Here is a 17923-nt window from a genome sequence, read left to right on the forward strand (position 1 = left end):
CCAGTTGACCAGTTCCGTGGAGAAGGCGACCGGGTCCTCTTCATGCGGGCTGTGCCTTCCCGGGGGCTGTGACATCAGCGGCTCCGCCCCGGGCCCCCGGACCCCCAGCCGCGCTTCACCGGTCCGGCTCGGGATCTTTGAGCCAGTTGACCAACTCAGCGGAGAAGGCCGTTGGATCCTCTTCATGCGGAAAATGCCCGAGGCCGTCGAACAGCCGCCAGCGGTACGGCGCTTCGACGTACTCGCCGGAGCCTGCCGCGCTGCGGGTGCGCATCACCGGGTCGAGCGAGCCGTGGAGGTGGAGGGTCGGCACGCGCACCGGTCGCTTCATGCGCCGGTTGAACTGGATGCCGTCCGGGCGGGCCATCGACCGGACCATCCACCGGTACGGCTCGATCGAGCAGTGCGCGGTCGACGGGATGCAGATCGCGCGGCGGTACGTCTCAACCGCCTCGTCGTCCGGCAGGCTCGGCCCGGACCAGTCCCGGATGAGACGGGCGACGAGCGCGCCGTCGTCCGCGGTGAGCTGTCGCTCCGGGATCCAGGGGCGCTGGAACCCCCAGATGTAGGAACCCGCGCGCGTCTGCTTGGCGTCCGAGAGCATCGCCGAGCGCCAGCGCCGGGGATGCGGCATCGACGCCACCGCGAGCCGCCGTACCAGCTTCGGGCGCATCGCGGCCGCCGTCCACGCCAGGTAGCCGCCGAGGTCGTGGCCGACCAGCGCGGCGTCCGGCTCGCCGAGGGAGCGGATCACGCCGGTGACGTCGAGGGCGAGGTTGGCGGGGTCGTAACCGCGCGGGGTGCGGTCGCTGCCGCCGACGCCGCGCAGGTCCATGGCGACGGCCCGGAAGCCCGCGTCGGCGAGTGCGGTGAGCTGGTGCCGCCAGGTCCACCAGAACTGCGGGAAGCCGTGCAGCAGCAGCACCAGCGGCCCGTCGCCTACCTCGGCGATGTGGAAGCGCGCGCCGTTGGCGGCGACCTCCCGGTGCGTCCAGGGACCGTCCGGTCGTACGACCGAGGCGGGTTGCGCCGAAGGGGTGGCGGGATCCGTCATGACGATGAGCGTGCCACACCCTCGATGGCCTTCGCGTTACGGACTCGGTCCTCCAGCACCTTGTTGTCCGTGCCCGGCCGCGGGTGCGGCTTCGCCTTCTGCAGGACGCCCGCCGTCTGCTTCACCGAGGCGGCGACCTTCTGCGGTCCCTTGCCCTTCTTCGCCTTCTTCGCGAAGACCACGCCGATCAGCGTGAGGGCGAGCGCGAGGAGCACGTTCGCCGCGAAGGACAGCAGGAAGCAGATCGCGAGGTTCCAGTCGGTCCAGGTCCGGATGCCGTACGCCAGCGCGAAGTTGAGCATCGGCAGGGAGAAGACCAGGACCGCACCGGCCACCGTGAACGCGCCGCCGCTCGTCGCGCCGCGCTTGACGTCCTGTTTGAGCTGCGCCTTCGCCAGCGCGATCTCGTCGTGCACCAGCGCCGACATCTCGGTCGTCGCGGAGGCGAACAGCTGGCCGATGCTGCGTTCGGCGCCGACCGGGCTGCCGTCGGGTGCGCTCATCGCGTTCTCCCTTTTCTGCTGTCGTGTTTCCGCTGTCGTTGCCTGACTGGGGACGATCCATTTGTACCGTCCCGTCAGATCATGCCGGACGGTCGTTCTCCTCGCCTGCCCCGCCCGTCACTTCCGCAAGCGCGTGGCGTTCTGCGGCCTTCAGTTCGGCGAGCCGGCGGTGCTCGGCGGCCTTGCGGTCGTGGATGTCGGCCATCCGCAGGTGGTACGCCGGGTCGTCCTCCTCGTAGATGTCCGGGATGCCGTCGAGGTCCTCGTCGCGCTCTTCTGCCTCGCACAGCCTGCGGTACTTGGTGTTCCGTACCTTCAGCAGGACGCTCGCGAGGAGGGCCGCGATGAGCGAGCCCGTCAGTACGGCGGCCTTGACGTCGTCCGTGAGGGCCGCGTCGCCCTCGAAGGCGAGCTCGCCGATGAGCAGCGACACGGTGAAGCCGATCCCGGCCAGCGTGGCCACCGCGAACACGTCCGCCCACGCGAGGTCGTCGCTGAGCGAGGCCCGGGTGAAGCGGGCCGTCAGCCAGGTGCCGCCGAAGATGCCGAGCGCCTTGCCGACGACGAGCCCGAGGACCACGCCGAGGGTCTCCGGCTGGGTGAATACCTGGCCGAGTGCGCCGCCGGAGATCGAGACACCCGCGCTGAACAGCGCGAACAGCGGCACCGCCAGGCCCGCCGACAGCGGCCGTACGAGATGTTCGATGTGCTCGCCGGGGGAGCGCGCCTCGCCCTCATGGCGGTGGCAGCGCAGCATCAGGCCCATCGAGACGCCCGCGATGGTGGCGTGGACGCCGCTGTTGTACATCAGCGCCCAGATGACGAGCGCGAGCGGAAGGTACACGTACCAGCCGCGTACGCCCTTCCTCAGCAGCAGCCAGAAGACCGCCAGGCCGACGACAGCGCCGCCGAGCGCGGCGAAGTCGATGGTGTCGGTGAAGAAGACCGCGATGATCAGGATCGCGAACAGGTCGTCGACGACGGCGAGGGTCAGCAGGAAGGCGCGCAGCGCGCTCGGCAGGGACGTGCCGATGACGGCGAGCACCGCCAGCGCGAAGGCGATGTCGGTGGCGGTGGGGACGGCCCAGCCTTGGAGCGATCCGCCGCCGGTGACGTTGGTGAGGGTGTAGACGAGCGCCGGTACGGCCATGCCACACAGGGCCGCCACCACCGGCAGTACGGCGGCCTTGGGGTCCTTGAGGTCACCGGCGACCAGCTCGCGCTTGAGCTCGATGCCGGCGACGAAGAAGAAGATCGCCAGGAGTCCGTCGGCGGCCCAGTGCGCGACCGACAGGTCCAGGCCCAGGGCTTGGGGGCCGAGGTGGAAGTGACTGACGCTCTCGTAGCTGTCGTGCAGCGCGGGTATGTTCGCCCAGATCAGCGCGGTGACCGCGGCGACGAGCAGCAGCATTCCGCCGACGGTCTCGGTACGCAGCGCGTCCGCGACGAAGGTCCGCTCCGGGAGGGACAGACGGCCGAAGACCTTGCGGGCGGGGGAGGGGCGGGGCGCGGACACGGCGGGGACCTCCGGTCGGTGGGCAGGACGGAACACATGCCGACCAGACTTCCCGGCGCACCTATTTTGCTTAGCCTACCTAATATGCGCCGGGAGGAATCCGGTGATCCTCACGTTAGGGATGAAAAGAGCACCCGGCGCGCTGGTCACCGGGTGCCCCTCATGGCCGTACGTACTCTCAGTCCTCGCTCGGAGCCGCCGGCAGCTTCGCCTGGATGAGGTCCATGACGGTCGAGTCCGTCAGGGTCGTCACGTCTCCGAGCTGACGGTTCTCGGCGACATCGCGCAGCAGACGGCGCATGATCTTGCCGGAGCGGGTCTTCGGCAGCTCGGCCACCGGCAGGATCCGCTTGGGCTTGGCGATCGGGCCGAGGGCGGCGCCGACGTGGTTGCGCAGGTCGCCCACCAGGGTCTCGGTCTCCGCCGCCGTACCGCGCAGGATGACGAAGGCGACGATGGCCTGGCCCGTCGTCTCGTCCGCTGCGCCCACCACGGCCGCCTCGGCGACCGACGGGTGGGAGACGAGCGCCGACTCGACCTCGGTGGTGGAGATGTTGTGCCCGGACACGAGCATCACGTCGTCCACCCGGCCCAGCAGCCAGATGTCCCCGTCGTCGTCCTTCTTCGCGCCGTCGCCGGCGAAGTACTTGCCCTCGAAGCGCGACCAGTACGTGTCGAGGAACCGCTGGTCGTCGCCCCAGATGGTGCGCAGCATCGACGGCCACGGCTCGGTGAGGACCAGGTAGCCGCCACCGCCGTTGGGCACCTCGCCTGCCTCGTCGTCGACGACGGTCGCCGAGATGCCGGGCAGCGGCGTCTGCGCGGACCCCGGCTTGGTCTGCGTCACGCCCGGCAGCGGCGAGATCATCATCGCGCCGGTCTCGGTCTGCCACCAGGTGTCCACGATCGGCGTCGTGTCCGCGCCGATGTGCTTGCGGTACCAGATCCAGGCCTCGGGGTTGATGGGCTCACCCACCGACCCCAGTACGCGCAGGCTGCTGAGGTCGAACTTCGCGGGGATGTCGTCGCCCCACTTCATGAACGTACGGATGGCCGTGGGCGCGGTGTACAGGATGCTGACCTTGTATTTCTGCACGATCTCCCAGAACCGGCCCTGGTGCGGGGTGTCCGGCGTGCCCTCGTACATGACCTGGGTCGCACCGTTCGCCAGCGGCCCGTAGACGAGGTACGAGTGCCCGGTGACCCAGCCGACGTCGGCGGTGCACCAGTACACGTCGGTCTCCGGCTTGAGGTCGAAGACGGCGTGGTGGGTGTACGCGACCTGCGTGAGGTAGCCGCCGGAGGTGTGCAGGATGCCCTTCGGCTTCCCCGTCGTACCGGACGTGTACAGGATGAACAGCGGGTGCTCGGCCTCGAACGCCTCGGGCGTGTGCTCGGCGGACTGCCGCTCGACGATCTCGTGCCACCACACGTCGTGGCTGTCGTTCCAGGCGACTTCCTGGCCGGTACGGCGGACCACGAGCACGTGCTCGACATTGCCGGCACGCTCGACCGCGTCGTCGACGGCCGGCTTGAGCGCGGACGGCTTGCCGCGCCGCCAGCCGCCGTCGGAGGTGATGACGACACGTGCGTCGGCGTCCTGGATGCGGGTCGCGAGCGCGTCCGCCGAGAAGCCGCCGAAGACGACGGAGTGCGCGGCGCCGATGCGGGCGCAGGCCAGCATCGCGACGGCGGTCTCCGGGATCATCGGCAGGTAGATCGCGACCCGGTCGCCCTTCTCGACTCCCAGCTCCAGCAGTGCGTTCGCGGCCTTGGAGACCTCGTCCTTGAGCTCGGCATAGGTGATGGCGCGGCTGTCGCCGGGTTCTCCCTCGAAGTGGATGGCGACCCGGTCGCCATGGCCCGCCTCGACATGCCGGTCCACGCAGTTGTACGCGACATTGAGCGCGCCGTCCTTGAACCACTTTGCGAACGGCGGGTTCGACCAGTCCAGCGTCTCGGTCGGTTCCTTGGCCCAGGTCAGTCGGCGGGCCTGCGCGGCCCAGAAGCCGAGCCTGTCAGCCTTGGCCTGTTCATACGCCTCCGCGGTGACGTTGGCGTTCACGGCCAGGTCGGCGGGGGGTGCGAACCTGCGCTCTTCACGAAGCAGGTTGGCCAGGCTTTCGTTGCTCACGACATCTGCCTTTCCCAGGGTGTCCGTTGTGTCCCAGGCCACAGCTCATCAGACCGGGGGTCCCGGTGACAAGGGCCGATCAGAAATTGGTTTAGACCTATTCGGGGTCCTCGTCGTACCGGTGTCTCGGTCTCTTGGCTTTTCCGCGGCCGGGGGTCATCCGTACCCACGGACGCCGACCGGACCGAGTTCAGCGGCTGTAACGCCTTTCACACTCAGCCGGTCGGCGCGACGGATTCGCAATTCACGCCGAGAGATCCGCCGCCCGCACGTGATCGAACACATCGTCCCCGCCCGCCTCGGTGAGCAAGTACGCCTGCGCCTCGCCCACGTGGAAGTACATCCCGTGCAGCTCCAGCGCCCCGTCCTTGAGGGCCCGGGCGACCGACTCGTGGGCGCGCAGGTGCTCCAACTGCTGGACCACGTTGGTCAGACACAACTGCTCGACCGCGTCGGCAGGTGCCCGTCCGGCCAGCCGGGCCCACGGCCGGCTGTCGTCGGCCATGCGCTCCAGGCTGGGCAGCCCGTGCCGCAGCCATCGCCTCAGCGGCGTCCGGGCGCCCCCGGGATCGGAGCTGAGCAGCGCCTGCATGGCCCCGCACCCGGAGTGTCCGCACACCGTGATGGAGCGCACCTCCAGCACGTCCACCGCGTACTCGATCGCGGCCGCCACCGAGTCGTCCCCGCTCTCCTGGCCGGGCGGCGGGATGAGGTTGCCCACGTTGCGCACCACGAAGAGGTCGCCGGGACCACTGGAGGTGATCATCGACGTGACGAGGCGTGAGTCGGCGCAGGTGAGGAAGAGCTGGGAGGGGCGCTGACCCTCGCGGGCCAGTCTCGCCAGCTCACCCCGCACGAGCGGTGCGGTGTGGCGCTGGAACGCGCTGATGCCACGTGCCAGTTGGTGTGAGCTCGGCTCACCCGCTCCGCCGGGCTCGCTCGGCTGTTCGTCACCGGACGGCGACGCGGACCGCGGGAGTTCGCACTGATGGTTGCGCCAGGGCGTCCAGGGGCGGCAGCGGCAGCCCGCACGTCCTGGTGCGAGGTCGGTGGCCGGTTCGCCGGTCCCGATGCCGGCGAGGCTCTCGGGCTCGGCGATCCGGACTCCGGCGCGGCGGCCGGTCACCTCCACGGAGCCGCCCTGCGCGGTGTGCGTGTTCTGCCAGTCCTGCAGCGACTCGTACGCCGCGTGGTCCATGAACGAGCCGTCCAACTCCACGACGACATGGGTGCCTTGGGGTACGAGATGCAGGGCCCGGCTGAGCCGCGGCACCGCGAGGAACGTCAACTGTCCTCGGACGTGTACGTAATGGACTCCTTCCTTCTCGTCGTGCGTGATGCGGGTGCGGGCGAGGCGGTGCAGGGAGAGGGCGACGGCCACGGCGATCCCCAGCGTCACGCCCTCCAGGACGCCGAAGCCGACCACGCCGAGTGTGGTGGCGGCGTAGACCAGCACCTCTCGGTGGCGGGTCACCGTGCGGATGTGGTGCAGGGACACCATCTGGATGCCGACGGCCATCACCAGGGCGGCGAGCGAGGCGAGCGGGATGAGCTCCAGGATCGGGACCATCAGCAGCGCGGCGATCACTACGAGAACGCCGTGCAGCATCGTGGAGTTCCGGCTGACGGCACCGGCTTGCACATTCGCCGAACTGCGCACGGCCACGCCCGCGACGGGCAGCCCGCCGAGCGAGCCGGAGACGATGTTGGCGGCGCCCTGGCCGAGCAGTTCGCGGTCAAGGTCGGAGCGTCGGACGCGGGCGGGCAGATCGGGGTGGCCGGCCACGAGCTTGTCCACGGCGACCGCGCCGAGCAGCGACTGCACGCTGCACACCAGCGTGGTGGTCAGTACGGCGGCGACGAGGCCGAGCACCGGGCCCTCGGGAAGACCGGCCAGGGCGTGGCTGCTCCAGGTCGGCAGGTCGACCTTGGGCAGGGTCAGCCCGGCGAGAGAGGCGGCGGCGGTGGCCCCGGCGACGGCGACGAGCGCGGCCGGGACCTTGTGCAGCAGGCGCCCGATCCGGCCGGGAATCCGCGGCCAGAGCAGCAGCAGGGCCAGGGTCAGCGCGCTCACCGAGAGCGCGGCCGGGTGCAGGCCGGCCAACTGGGCGGGCAGCGCGCGGAGGTTGTCGGGGACGGAGCTCTGCGGGGTGCCGCCGAGGACGATGTGCATCTGGGCGATGGCGATGGTGACGCCGATGCCGGCGAGCATGCCGTGCACGACGGCCGGGCTGACGGCGAGGGCGGAGCGGGCCACACGCAGGCAGCCGAGGCCGAGTTGGGTCAGGCCGGCCAGGACGGTGATGGCGCAGGTCGTCCGCCAGCCGTAGCGGTGGATGAGGTCGGCGGTGACGACGGTGAGCCCGGCGGCGGGGCCGCTGACCTGGAGCGGGGAGCCGCCGAGCCGGCCGGCGACGAGGCCTCCGACGGCGGCGGCGACGAGTCCGGCCTGGAGGGGCGCGCCGGTGGCGAGGGCGATGCCGAGGGACAGAGGAAGGGCGATCAGGAAGACCGCGATCGAGGCCGACACGTCGGCGCCCGCGATGCGGAAGCGGCGGGGCCGGGGCGGCGGCGGGCTGTGGGGCTGGTGGATGCGGAGAGCTTCGGTGCGTGGGGGGACGCAGGCTGACATGTTCCCGTCTCCTCCGGGGCGGCGCGGTCGCGGGTTGCGGCCGTGGGTCACGGCGTACAGCGGCGGGATGGATCAACTCTAGGTAAATGAATCGTAATGCAGAGTAAAGGCTGAGCATGGATTTTCCGGGCAAATGGGTTAATCAATCACCCCGAAGAGTGAACTGGCTATTTCTTCGGCTTGTCGTACTAATTCCTTCTTTTGTCCTATGCGACCTTGGCGGCGCGACACCTGAGGACGCCCTCACCGGCGTCGGCCCGAGAGAAGGAAGAAGGTGAGCGGAATATGGCCGCCACCCAGACGATCACCGGGGGCGCCGCAGTCGCCGTGCTCTGTGCCGCGTCGCTCGCCGGTTGCGCGATCGGTGCCGACGGTTCTGCGGAAGATGCGCCCGGTGCGCAGAAGGCGAAGCCGGCCCAGGCGCCGCCCAAGAGCCCGATCCGCCTCATCGGTGACGGCTCCACCGCGTACACCGGAGCGCAGCCGCACCTGCCCGGACCGGAACGCCTCAAGCCCGGCCGGCGGCCCCCGCAGTTCGTGGTGTTCTCCTGGGACGGCGCCGGCGAGGACGGCCAGAAGCTGTTCTCGCACTTCCGCAAGGTCGCCAAGGCGAACAACGCGACGATGACGTACTTCCTGAGCGGTGTGTACCTGCTGCCGGAGGACAAGCGCGACATCTACCGGCCACCGCAGCACTCGCCGGGCCGCTCGGACATCGGCTTCAACGACGAGCAGGGCATCGCCGACACCGTGGAGCAGCTGCGTCTGGCGTGGCTGGAGGGCAACGAGATCGGCACCCACTTCAACGGCCACTTCTGCGGCAGTGGCGGCGGGGTCGGTGAGTGGTCGGTGAAGGAGTGGAAGAGCGAGATCGCCCAGGCGAAGTACTTCGTGAAGTTCTGGAAGACCCACACCGGCCTGAAGGAGGCCGCCCCCCTGCCCTTCGACTACGACAAGGAACTCATCGGCGCCCGCACACCCTGCCTGGAGGGCCGGGAGAACTTCATGAAGGCGGCCCGCCCGCTCGGCTTCCGCTACGACACCAGCGGGGTCAACAACCAGGTCTGGCCGAAGAAGAGAAACGGCCTGTGGGATCTGTCGATGCAGCTCGTGCCCTTCCCCGGGCACTCCTACGAGCAGCTCACCATGGACTACAACTTCATGGTCAACCAGTCGGGCACCAAGACCCAGGGGGATCGCGCCAAGCACGACTTCTGGGGCGACCAGATGCGCGAAGGCCTGCTCATGGGCTTCCGACGCGCCTACTACGGCAACCGCGCGCCCCTGATCATCGGCAACCACTTCGAGTCCTGGAACGGCGGCACCTACATGCGGGCCGTCGAGGAGGTCATCGAGGAGGTGTGCACCAAACCCGAGGTGCGCTGCGTGTCCTTCCGCCAACTCGTCGACTGGCTGGACGCCCAGGAGCCGAAGACCCTGCACAAGCTGCGTGCCCTGAACGTCGGCGAGGCCCCGCGAGAGGGCTGGGCGTCCTTCCTGTCGGGCCGCCCCGCCCCGGCCCCGAAGGGCGTGCCCGGGGCGCCGGCGGCCCAGCCGTAGCCGCGCTCACGCGGGGGTGGCGACCCCTTCGCGGAGCACGAAGGAGGGGTCGACCTGCGCCGCCAGGTCGGCCCCGGTGCGCTCGTTTCCCCAGGTCTGCGCGTTCTTCAGGTGGAAGTGCACCATCTGGCGCGTGTAGCGCTCCCAGTCGCGCAGTTCGTACGTCGCGTCGGCGGCCGTCCGCAATCGGCGCAGGGCGCGGCGGTTGGCCTCCTCCAGGAACTCGAACCGGGGCGGCCGGCCCTTCTCCAGCGCGCGCACCCAGTCCGAGTGCCCCACCGTCACGAGCAGGTCGTCCCCGACCTCGGCGCGGAGGAAGTCGAGGTCGTCGTCGCCCCGCACCTTGTTGCCGACGACCTTGAGGGCGACGCCGTAGTCACTGGCGTATTCCTTGTACTGGCGATAGACGGAGACCCCCCTCCGGGTCGGCTCGGCGACGAGGAACGTGATGTCGAAGCGGGTGAACATGCCGGAGGCGAAGGAGTCCGAGCCCGCCGTCATGTCGACCACGACGTATTCCTCGGGGCCGTCCACCAGGTGGTTCAGGCACAGCTCCACCGCTCCCGTCTTGGAGTGGTAGCAGGCGACCCCCAGGTCGGCGTCGGTGAAGGGGCCGGTGACCATCAAACGGACGGTGCCGCCGTCGAGTTCCACCGGCCGGGCGCACGCGTCGTACACCGGATTGTCCTCGCACACCCGCAGCAGCCGGGAGCCCTCGCCGGGCGGGGTCGTCTTGATCATCGTCTCGGCGGAGGCGATGCGCGGGTTGGAGCCGCGCAGATAGTCCTTGATCAGTGGCAGCCGCTCGCCCATCGCGGGCAGCGCGGCCGCCTCGGTCTCGTCCAGGCCGAGAGCCGGGCCCAGGTGCTGGTTGATGTCGGCGTCGATGGCGACGACCGGCGCGCCGGCGGCCGCGAGGTGCCGGATGAACAGGGAGGACAGGGTGGTCTTGCCGCTGCCGCCCTTCCCGACGAAAGCAATTTTCATGTTCACCAAGCGTAGCGGCGAGATAGCCGTGGGTGGCGAGCGTGGGTGAAGAAGACCACTCCTTCGTGGGGTGCGCGCCCGGGCTGCGTAGGGTCGTACTTATGAGTACGACAGGCGCGACCGCCGATCCGCTCGCGGCCCTGGGCTCACTGCCCGGTGTGGCCGAGTCCGTGGAGTCCGTGCGCAAGGCCGTGGACCGGGTCTATGGGCACCGGGTCATGCGGCGCCGCAGCAACGAGATCACCTCCGAGGCGGCCCTGCGCGGTGCCCGCGGCTCGGCGGCGCTGTCCGGCGCGGACTGGGCCCTGGAAGAGGTACGGCGGCGCAGTGACTTCAGGGGCGACGACGAGGCGCGGGTCATGGGGGCGTCCCTGCGGCTGACGGCGGAGGCCGGCCAACTGCTCTCCATCTGGCGGCAGTCGCCGCTACGGGTGCTGGCCCGGCTGCACCTGGTGGCGGCCGCGACCAAGGGCGACGAGGTCGGGCGTCCGCGCCATGCGGGCGAGCCGGTCGACGAGCCCCTGGTCGAGCTGCCGCTGCCGAGCGCGGACGAGGTCTCCGGCCGGCTGGAAGGGCTCGCCGAGCTGATCATCGCGGGAAGTTCGGCGCCCGCGCTGGTCACGGCCGCCGTCGTGCACGGCGAACTCCTCGCGCTGCGCCCCTTCGTTTCCCGCAACGGCCTGGTCGCGCGCGCGGCCGAGCGCATCGTCCTGGTCGGCAGCGGTCTGGACCCGAAGTCCGTCTGCCCGGCGGAGGTCGGCCATGCCGAACTGGGCCGCGCGGCCTACCTGGCGGCGCTCGAAGGCTATGTCTCCGGCACTCCGGAGGGCATGGCCGCGTGGATCGCCCACTGCGGCCGGGCGGTCGAGCTGGGGGCGCGCGAGTCGACGGCGGTGTGCGAGGCGCTGCAGCGCGGGGCGGCGTAGGGCGCCTGGAGAAAAGGGTTGCGGCGGTACGAGAATTCGTACCGCCGCTGGCATGTTCACCGGGTTACCAAGCGTCCTCGATATATTGCCCATCAGGTCGGGAACTTGGCCCGTCCCTGGTGCGGCTGGCCCGTAATCGACGGGTCGACGTCGCGTGGGTGCTCGGTGTTCATGCTCGGTCCGTGGGCCATTCTGCGTTTAAAGGTGATCCTTTCGGAGTCCTTGGTCTCGCGGGCCGTTAACTTCTTTGTACTCCGGAACTTCAGTAAGCGGAAGCCCTGGCTGCACTTCTTTACTTTTAGGTTCAAAGGGGTGTTAAACGGGTGCTGATATGTCGAACATGTCCCAGGATCTGGTGAACCGCCCGATCAGACCGCCGTCGCCCGGCGCCGACTCGTGTACCAGACCACGCCGGCGGTGGCCGCCGCGGCGCCTATCGCCGCCATCGCGACGAGCGCCGGACGGGGCGGTACGGAGAACCTGGGGAACCGCTGCTTGAGCCGGACCGGCCGGTGGAAATCGAGAATCGGCCACCCGCGCGCGAGTGCCTCGCGGCGCAGCGCGCGGTCCGGATTCACCGCGTGGGGACGGCCGACGGACTGGAGCATCGGAAGGTCGGTCGCCGAGTCGCTGTAGGCGTAACAGCGCTCGAGGTCGTATCCCTCGGACTCGGCCAGCTCCTTGATCGCCTCGGCCTTCGTCGGGCCGTACGCGTAGTACTCCACCTCTCCGGTGAAGCAGCCGTCGTCACCCACGACCATGCGGGTGGCCACCACGCGGTCCGCGCCGAGCAGCTCGCCGATCGGCTCCACCACCTCGGCGCCCGACGTGGACACGATCACGACGTCGCGTCCGGCGGTGTGGTGCTCCTCGATGAGGGAGGCGGCCTCGTCGTAGATGATCGGGTCGATGAGGTCGTGGAGTGTCTCGGCGACGATCTCCTTGACCTGCTGGACGTTCCAGCCACGCACGAGCGCGGACAGGTACTCGCGCGTGCGCTCCATCTGGTCGTGGTCCATGCCGCCGACGAGGAAGACGAACTGGGCATATGCGGTACGCAAGGCGGCCCGGCGGTTGATCAGGCCGCCTTGGTAGAAGGACTTGCCGAAGGTGAACGTGCTCGACTTCGCAATGACCGTCTTGTCCAGGTCAAAGAAGGCGGCTGTGCGGGGCAACGAGTGGTTTTCCACGCCCTTGAGCATAGGGGCAGCCCATTCGGCGTAAGGTGGGCGCGTGGGTTTGCCTGAGAGGCCTCTCGGGTACACCATGGAAGTCACGGATCGTTCGCGACCGTGCTAACCCGGTCCGACTCCTCCCCCCCCCCGAGTCGGCCGTGGAGACGACCCCCGCTCTCCCCCCCGGCGGGGGTCGTCGCATGTCCGGGTGGGTTTCTCCCCTTCTGTAAGCGGCTGTGGAGCCGTGCTGAGGCGGCTGTGGTCGCCTCTTCGGCATGTCCATGATCCGTCACTGTGTGTAGCTGATGCGCTGCTCTGCGGAAGTCGCACAGGGGGTGGTGCAGAGGTCACCGGTATGGGTGACGGCGATATTCACAACCGTCGAGTTGTCCACAGTTATCGACCAAGATCCACACGATTTCCGGGACCGCTGCACCGTGATTCCAACGCGTCCCGCTCGGGCCGAGTTCCTTGCTGGTTCCGGTTAGTCGGGCGCGTTTGGCCGGTTCGTATCGGCCGTTCATATGGAGGCCGGGTGCCGGTTCTTCACATGTTGGGGAATCGCGGGGCCGCGAGGGCTCCGCGGGAGAGGCGCACCGCGGGGGCCCCGAGGGCCGCGCGAGGCGCACCGAAGGGGGATGGAGACCGTGACCGGAGCCGTCACACAGGAGCCACCGCCCACCGCCGGAGGGCGGCAGGGCAGGCCGTTGATCGTCACCGAGGACGCCGAACTGCTCGACGACCTGCTGCGCCTGTGCGCGGCGGCCGGCGCCACACCCGAGGTCCACCACGGCGTGCCGGAGCGCGGGGGAGGCTGGGAGGCCGCACCGCTCGTCCTGGTCGGCGACGACGCCGCCCGACGGGTGCGCGGAGCCGCGCGCAGACGCGGTGTGGTGCTGGTCGGGCGCGACCAGGACGACTCCGGGGTCTGGCAGCGGGCCGTCGAGATCGGCGCCGACCACGTCCTGATGCTGCCCGACGGTGAGCAGTGGCTCGTCGACCGCATCGCCGACGTCGCCGAGGGCGTCGGCCGCCCAGCGTTCACCGTCGGCGTGATCGGCGGCCGGGGCGGGGCCGGAGCGTCCACGCTCGCGTGCGCCCTCGCCGTCACCTCCGCGCGGGAGGGGCTGCGCACCCTGCTCGTGGACGCCGATCCGCTGGGCGGCGGACTAGATGTCCTCCTCGGGGGCGAGAGCGCCGAGGGACTGCGCTGGCCCGCGTTCGCGGCCTCACGCGGGCGGGTCGGCGGCGGCGCCCTGGAGGAGTCGCTGCCGCATCTGCACTCCCTGCGGGTGCTCAGCTGGGACCGCGGTGACTGCGTCGCCGTCCCGCCCCAGGCCGTACGGGCGGTGCTCGCCGCAGCCCGGCGTCGTGGCGGCACGGTCGTCGTCGACCTGCCCCGCCGCATCGACGATGGCGTCGCCGAGGTCCTCGCCCAGCTCGACGTGGGGCTGCTCGTGGTCCCCGCCGAACTGCGGGCCGTCGCCGCGGCAGGCCGGGTGGCCGCCGCCGTCGGCATGGTCCTGCGCGACCTGCGGGTGGCGGTACGAGGCCCGTACGCACCCGGACTCGACGACCGCGAGGTGGCCCGGCTGCTCGGACTGCCCCTGGCCGGTGAGGTCCCGGTGGAGTCCGCGCTGCTGCGCCCGCACGGGAGCAAGGCGCCTCCCGCAGCGGCCGGACGCGGACCGCTCGCGCGCTTCTGCAAGGAGTTCTGGGAGCGAGCGTTGCTGGAGGCGGGTGCCGCGTGAGCGCGTTTTCCGGACTTGAGCGGGGGAGCCCTGGCCCGGCGGCCGCACTGGCGGGCGGCGCGGAGATGTCGCCGGGGCTGCTGGACGGCGTACGGCAGTGGCTGGCCGAGAGCGGGGGCGAACCGACCCCCGCGCGCGTGGCGCAGGCCCTGCGGGAACAGGGACGGGTGCTCGGGGACGCGGAAGTCCTCGGTGCCGCCGAGCGGTTGCGGTCCGAACTGGTCGGCAGCGGTCCGCTGGAGCCGCTGCTCGCCGATCCGTCGGTGACCGACGTGCTGGTGTCGGCCCCGGACCGGGTCTGGGTGGACCGGGGCGGCGGCCTGGAGCTGACCGCCGTCTCCTTCCCGGACGCGGCGGCCGTACGGCGCCTCGCGCAGCGCCTGGCGGCGGTGGCCGGACGCCGACTGGACGACGCACGCCCCTGGGTCGACGCCCGGCTGCCCGACGGGACCCGGCTGCACGCGGTGCTGCCCCCGGTCGCCGTCGGCTGCACCTGCCTGTCGCTGCGGGTGGTACGGCCGCGCGCCTTCACCCTCGACGAACTGGTGGCGGCGGGCACGGTGCCGCCCGGCGGGGACCGGGTGCTGCGGGCGCTGCTCAGTGCGCGGCTGTCCTTCCTCATCAGCGGGGGTACGGGCAGCGGCAAGACGACGTTGCTCAGCGCCCTGCTGGGGCTGGTCGGGCCGGACGAGCGGATCGTGCTCGCCGAGGACTCCGCCGAGCTGCGGCCGGAGCATCCGCACGTCGTACGGCTGGAGAGCAGACCCGCCAACCAGGAGGGCGCCGGACTCGTCACGCTCCAGGACCTGGTGCGCCAGGCGCTGCGGATGCGGCCGGACCGGCTGGTGGTGGGCGAGGTGCGCGGGCCCGAAGTGGTCCATCTGCTGGCCGCGTTGAACACCGGCCACGAAGGCGGCTGCGGCACGGTGCACGCGAACGCGGCGGGCGATGTGCCGGCCCGGCTGGAGGCGCTGGGCACGGCGGCCGGGCTGGACCGGGCCGCCCTGCACAGCCAGTTGGCGGCCGCGCTGTCGGTCGTACTGCATCTCGTGCGTGACCGGGCCGGACAGCGGCGGATCGCCGAGGTGCACGTGCTGGAGCGGGATCCCACGGGGCTGGTGCGGACGGTGCCGGCGCTGCGGTGGGGCGCGGAGGCGTTCGCGTACGAGCGGGGGTGGGAGCGGCTGCGGGGGCTGCTTCAGGGGGCGCTGCGAGAGGGCCGGTGTGGAGACGGGGATGGTCGAGGACGGGGGAGCGGTGACCGGGATGGGTGAGACGTCGATGGGCGCGGCCGTGCTGTGCGCGGGGGCGGCCGTGTGGTTGCTGGGCGGGAGGCACTCCGGGGCGCGGCGGGCGCAATTGCTGCTCGCCGGGGGCGGAGTGGTGGGGGCCGGGCCGCCGACGTGGCGGCAACTGGTCGGCGAACTGCGGCGGATGCGCGGGCGGCTGCGCGCCGAGTGGTGGTCGGTGGCCGTCGGGCTGGTGCTGGCGGTGCTGGGCGCCTCCGTACTGCCGGTCGTCGCGGGGGCGGCCGGGGTGCCGCTGTTGCGGCGGGTGCGGCTGGCCGGGGAGGCGCGGCGCGCGCGGGAGCGCCGCGGGGACGCGGTGATCGCGCTGTGCGGGGTGCTCGCCGGGGAGGTGCGGGCCGGGCGGCAGCCGGGCGAGGCGTTGTCGCCGGCCGCGCGGGAGTCGGGCGGGCTGGGCGAGGCTCAGGCGGCCGTACTGGCGGCGGCGCGGTTCGGCGGTGACGTTCCGGCCGCGCTCGCCGTCGCCGCACGGCAGCCGGGCGCCGAAGGGCTGCTGGGCCTGGCCGCGTGCTGGCGGGTGGCCGTGGACCAGGGCGCGGGGCTCGCGGCCGGACTCGACCGGCTGGAAGGGGCGTTGCGCGCGGAGCGGGACCAACGGGCGGACCTGCGGTCCCAGTTGGCGGGAGCCCGCTGCACGGCGGTGATGCTCGCCGCGCTGCCCGTCCTCGGGCTCCTCCTCGGGATCGCCCTCGGCGCGGACCCGCTGCACGTTCTGCTGCACACCGGGGCGGGGCTGGGCTGTCTGCTGGCCGGCGGTCTGCTGGAGGGCCTCGGGATGTGGTGGGCGATGCGGATCGTGCGGGGAGCGGAGGCGGCGTGAGCGCGGAAGTTGTCCACAGGCTGGGGGGTGTCGTGGGGGCGGCGCTGGTCCTCGGGTGGCTGCTGCGGTGGGCGGCGGCGGTGCGACGGGAGCGCGGGGTCCGGCGGCGGCTGGGTGAGCTGGTGGGCGCCACGCACGCGGCGTCCGCCGGGCCGCGCCCGCAGGTGAGGGAGATGGCTCGGCGGTGGCTGCCTCTGGTGGGTGTGGCGTGTGCGGGGTGGGTGGTGGTCGGCGGGATCGTCGGCGCCGTCGTCGGCCTGGGCTTCGCGGCGGGGCTGTGGCGATGGCGTCTTCGGGAGGCCGCTGTCGAGGACGGGGCGGTGTGCGATGCCCGTGAGGCGGCCCGGCAACTGCCGCTCGCCGCCGATCTGCTGGCGGCCTGCATCGCCGCGGGCGCCGCTCCGGTGACGGCGGCTCAGGCGGTGGGTGAGGCCCTGGGCGGTCCCGTCGGCGAAGGGCTGGCGCGAGGCGCGGCGGAGGCACGGCTCGGGGGCTCACCGGGAGAGGCATGGCGGAGGCTCGCCGCGACACCGGGCGCCGGCGCCTTGGCGCGGCTGCTGGAACGGGCCGACGTCTCCGGGCTCCCGGCGGCCGGACCGGTCGCGCGGCTCGCCGCGGACGCCCGCGCCGACTGGGCGCGTGCCGCGACGGCACGGGCACGGCGGGCGGCCGTGCTGGTCACCGCACCGGTGGGGCTGTGCTTCCTGCCCGCGTTCATCGCGGTCGGTGTGCTGCCCGTGGTGATCGGGCTGGCGGGCGGGGTGCTGGGAGGGGGTGGTGGGTGACAGGGCGTGGGGCGACGGCAGACAGCGGTAGGTGATCAGGCAGGCAGCAGGCAGCAGGCAGTAGTCAGCAAGCAGTAGTCGGCGGGCCGCAAGCAGTAGTCAGCAGGCGGCAGGCAGTAACCAACAGGACTGAGCCTCACGGGGGTTGAGATGTGCAAGGCGGTACGGGCGCGGCTGCGTGCCCTGGTGTGCGGGGCGGTGCGTGCGGTGCGCAGGGACACGGGGATGGTCACCTCGGAGTACGCGATGGGGATTGTCGCGGCGGTGGCGTTCGCGGTGGTCCTCTACAAGGTGGTGACGAGCGGCCAGGTCAACGCGGAACTGCAGGCCATCGTGGAGCGGGCGCTCGATGAGGGGGCGTGAGCGGCAGATGGGCAGGCGCCGTGCCCGGGTAACGGGCGGGAGGTGCACGAGGGAGCCGGACAGAGGGTTCGTCACGGCGGAGTCGGCCGTGGTGCTGCCCGTGCTGGTGATGTTCGCGATGGCGCTGGTGTGGGGGCTGCTCGTGGTGGCCGCGCAGATCCAGTGCGTGGACGCGGCGCGGACCGGCGCCCGCGCGGCGGCTCGCCAGGATCCGGCCGACGCGGTCGTCGAGGCGACTCGTCGGGCGGCACCGCGCGACGCGCGGGTCACGGTCAGCCGGGAGGGCGACCAGGTCCGTGTGACGGTCGTGGCGAAGCCCGCCGCGCTGCACGGGCTGCCCTTCGAGGTGCGGGAGGAGGCCGTGGCATCGGCGGAGGAGACCGTGGGGGCGGAGGGATGAGGTTCGGCTC

General features: G+C 71.4%; 15 protein-coding genes. 8 read left to right on the forward strand and 7 right to left on the reverse strand.

What is annotated here, in order from left to right:
• Window positions 1-115: 115 nt before the first annotated feature.
• From Q4V64_RS29215 to Q4V64_RS29235, 5 genes are all read right to left on the reverse strand, one after another.
• The gene (locus tag Q4V64_RS29215; protein WP_124440291.1) at window positions 116-1054 is read right to left on the reverse strand and encodes an alpha/beta hydrolase; all 939 of its coding nucleotides are present in this window, start codon (window positions 1052-1054) and stop codon (window positions 116-118) included.
• Window positions 1051-1557, reverse strand: coding sequence for a phage holin family protein (locus Q4V64_RS29220; RefSeq protein WP_124440290.1), 507 nt, complete (start codon window positions 1555-1557; stop codon window positions 1051-1053). Before Q4V64_RS29220 ends, Q4V64_RS29215 begins: the two co-directional genes overlap by 4 nt.
• A 79-nt stretch (window positions 1558-1636) precedes the next feature.
• Entirely contained in the window at window positions 1637-3073 is a 1437-nt protein-coding gene (gene nhaA, locus Q4V64_RS29225; RefSeq protein WP_124440289.1) for a Na+/H+ antiporter NhaA, read from the reverse strand.
• A gap of 178 nt (window positions 3074-3251) precedes the next feature.
• The gene (acs, locus tag Q4V64_RS29230; RefSeq protein WP_124440288.1) at window positions 3252-5207 is read right to left on the reverse strand and encodes an acetate--CoA ligase; all 1956 of its coding nucleotides are present in this window, start codon (window positions 5205-5207) and stop codon (window positions 3252-3254) included.
• A gap of 244 nt (window positions 5208-5451) precedes the next feature.
• Complete coding sequence (locus tag Q4V64_RS29235) at window positions 5452-7839, reverse strand: SulP family inorganic anion transporter (protein ID WP_124440287.1); 2388 nt, start codon at window positions 7837-7839, stop codon at window positions 5452-5454.
• Between the two features lie 285 nt (window positions 7840-8124).
• Between Q4V64_RS29235 and Q4V64_RS29240 the strand changes: the two genes are divergently transcribed.
• Window positions 8125-9399 carry a hypothetical protein gene (locus Q4V64_RS29240; RefSeq protein WP_124440286.1) on the forward strand — a complete coding sequence of 425 codons (1275 nt, stop codon included), beginning with the start codon at window positions 8125-8127 and terminating at the stop codon, window positions 9397-9399.
• A 6-nt stretch (window positions 9400-9405) separates the two neighbouring features.
• On the opposite strand, the gene Q4V64_RS29245 is transcribed toward Q4V64_RS29240, so the two are convergent.
• A complete protein-coding gene (locus Q4V64_RS29245) occupies window positions 9406-10386 on the reverse strand; it encodes an ATP-binding protein (RefSeq protein ID WP_124440285.1) in 981 nt (326 codons plus the stop codon).
• A 101-nt stretch (window positions 10387-10487) separates the two neighbouring features.
• On the opposite strand from Q4V64_RS29245, the gene Q4V64_RS29250 reads away from it, so the two are divergent.
• Window positions 10488-11312, forward strand: a complete 825-nt coding sequence (locus Q4V64_RS29250) for a Fic family protein (RefSeq protein WP_124440284.1) — start codon at window positions 10488-10490, stop codon at window positions 11310-11312.
• Between the two features lie 368 nt (window positions 11313-11680).
• Here the strand turns inward: Q4V64_RS29250 and Q4V64_RS29255 are convergent, their stop codons facing one another.
• Window positions 11681-12514, reverse strand: a complete 834-nt coding sequence (locus Q4V64_RS29255) for an HAD family hydrolase (RefSeq protein ID WP_124440283.1) — start codon at window positions 12512-12514, stop codon at window positions 11681-11683.
• A gap of 611 nt (window positions 12515-13125) precedes the next feature.
• On the opposite strand from Q4V64_RS29255, the gene ssd reads away from it, so the two are divergent.
• The 6 genes from ssd (at window position 13126) to Q4V64_RS29285 (ending at window position 17913) form a co-directional block, all read left to right on the forward strand.
• On the forward strand, window positions 13126-14238 hold the full coding sequence (ssd, locus tag Q4V64_RS29260; protein ID WP_124440282.1) for a septum site-determining protein Ssd: 1113 nt from the start codon (window positions 13126-13128) through the stop codon (window positions 14236-14238).
• A 65-nt stretch (window positions 14239-14303) separates the two neighbouring features.
• On the forward strand, window positions 14304-15512 hold the full coding sequence (locus Q4V64_RS29265) for a TadA family conjugal transfer-associated ATPase (protein WP_124440302.1): 1209 nt from the start codon (window positions 14304-14306) through the stop codon (window positions 15510-15512).
• Entirely contained in the window at window positions 15475-16365 is an 891-nt protein-coding gene (locus tag Q4V64_RS29270) for a type II secretion system F family protein (protein ID WP_253266959.1), read from the forward strand. Before Q4V64_RS29265 ends, Q4V64_RS29270 begins: the two co-directional genes overlap by 38 nt.
• Window positions 16362-17150 carry a type II secretion system F family protein gene (locus tag Q4V64_RS29275; protein ID WP_124440281.1) on the forward strand — a complete coding sequence of 263 codons (789 nt, stop codon included), beginning with the start codon at window positions 16362-16364 and terminating at the stop codon, window positions 17148-17150. The genes Q4V64_RS29270 and Q4V64_RS29275 overlap by 4 nt, the downstream gene beginning before the upstream one ends.
• A 150-nt stretch (window positions 17151-17300) precedes the next feature.
• Window positions 17301-17513 carry a DUF4244 domain-containing protein gene (locus tag Q4V64_RS29280; RefSeq protein WP_124440280.1) on the forward strand — a complete coding sequence of 71 codons (213 nt, stop codon included), beginning with the start codon at window positions 17301-17303 and terminating at the stop codon, window positions 17511-17513.
• Between the two features lie 7 nt (window positions 17514-17520).
• The gene (locus Q4V64_RS29285; RefSeq protein ID WP_253266961.1) at window positions 17521-17913 is read left to right on the forward strand and encodes a TadE family type IV pilus minor pilin; all 393 of its coding nucleotides are present in this window, start codon (window positions 17521-17523) and stop codon (window positions 17911-17913) included.
• Window positions 17914-17923: the final 10 nt, after the last annotated feature.

Source organism: Streptomyces sp. NL15-2K (genome assembly GCF_030551255.1).
Lineage (GTDB): Bacteria > Actinomycetota > Actinomycetes > Streptomycetales > Streptomycetaceae > Streptomyces.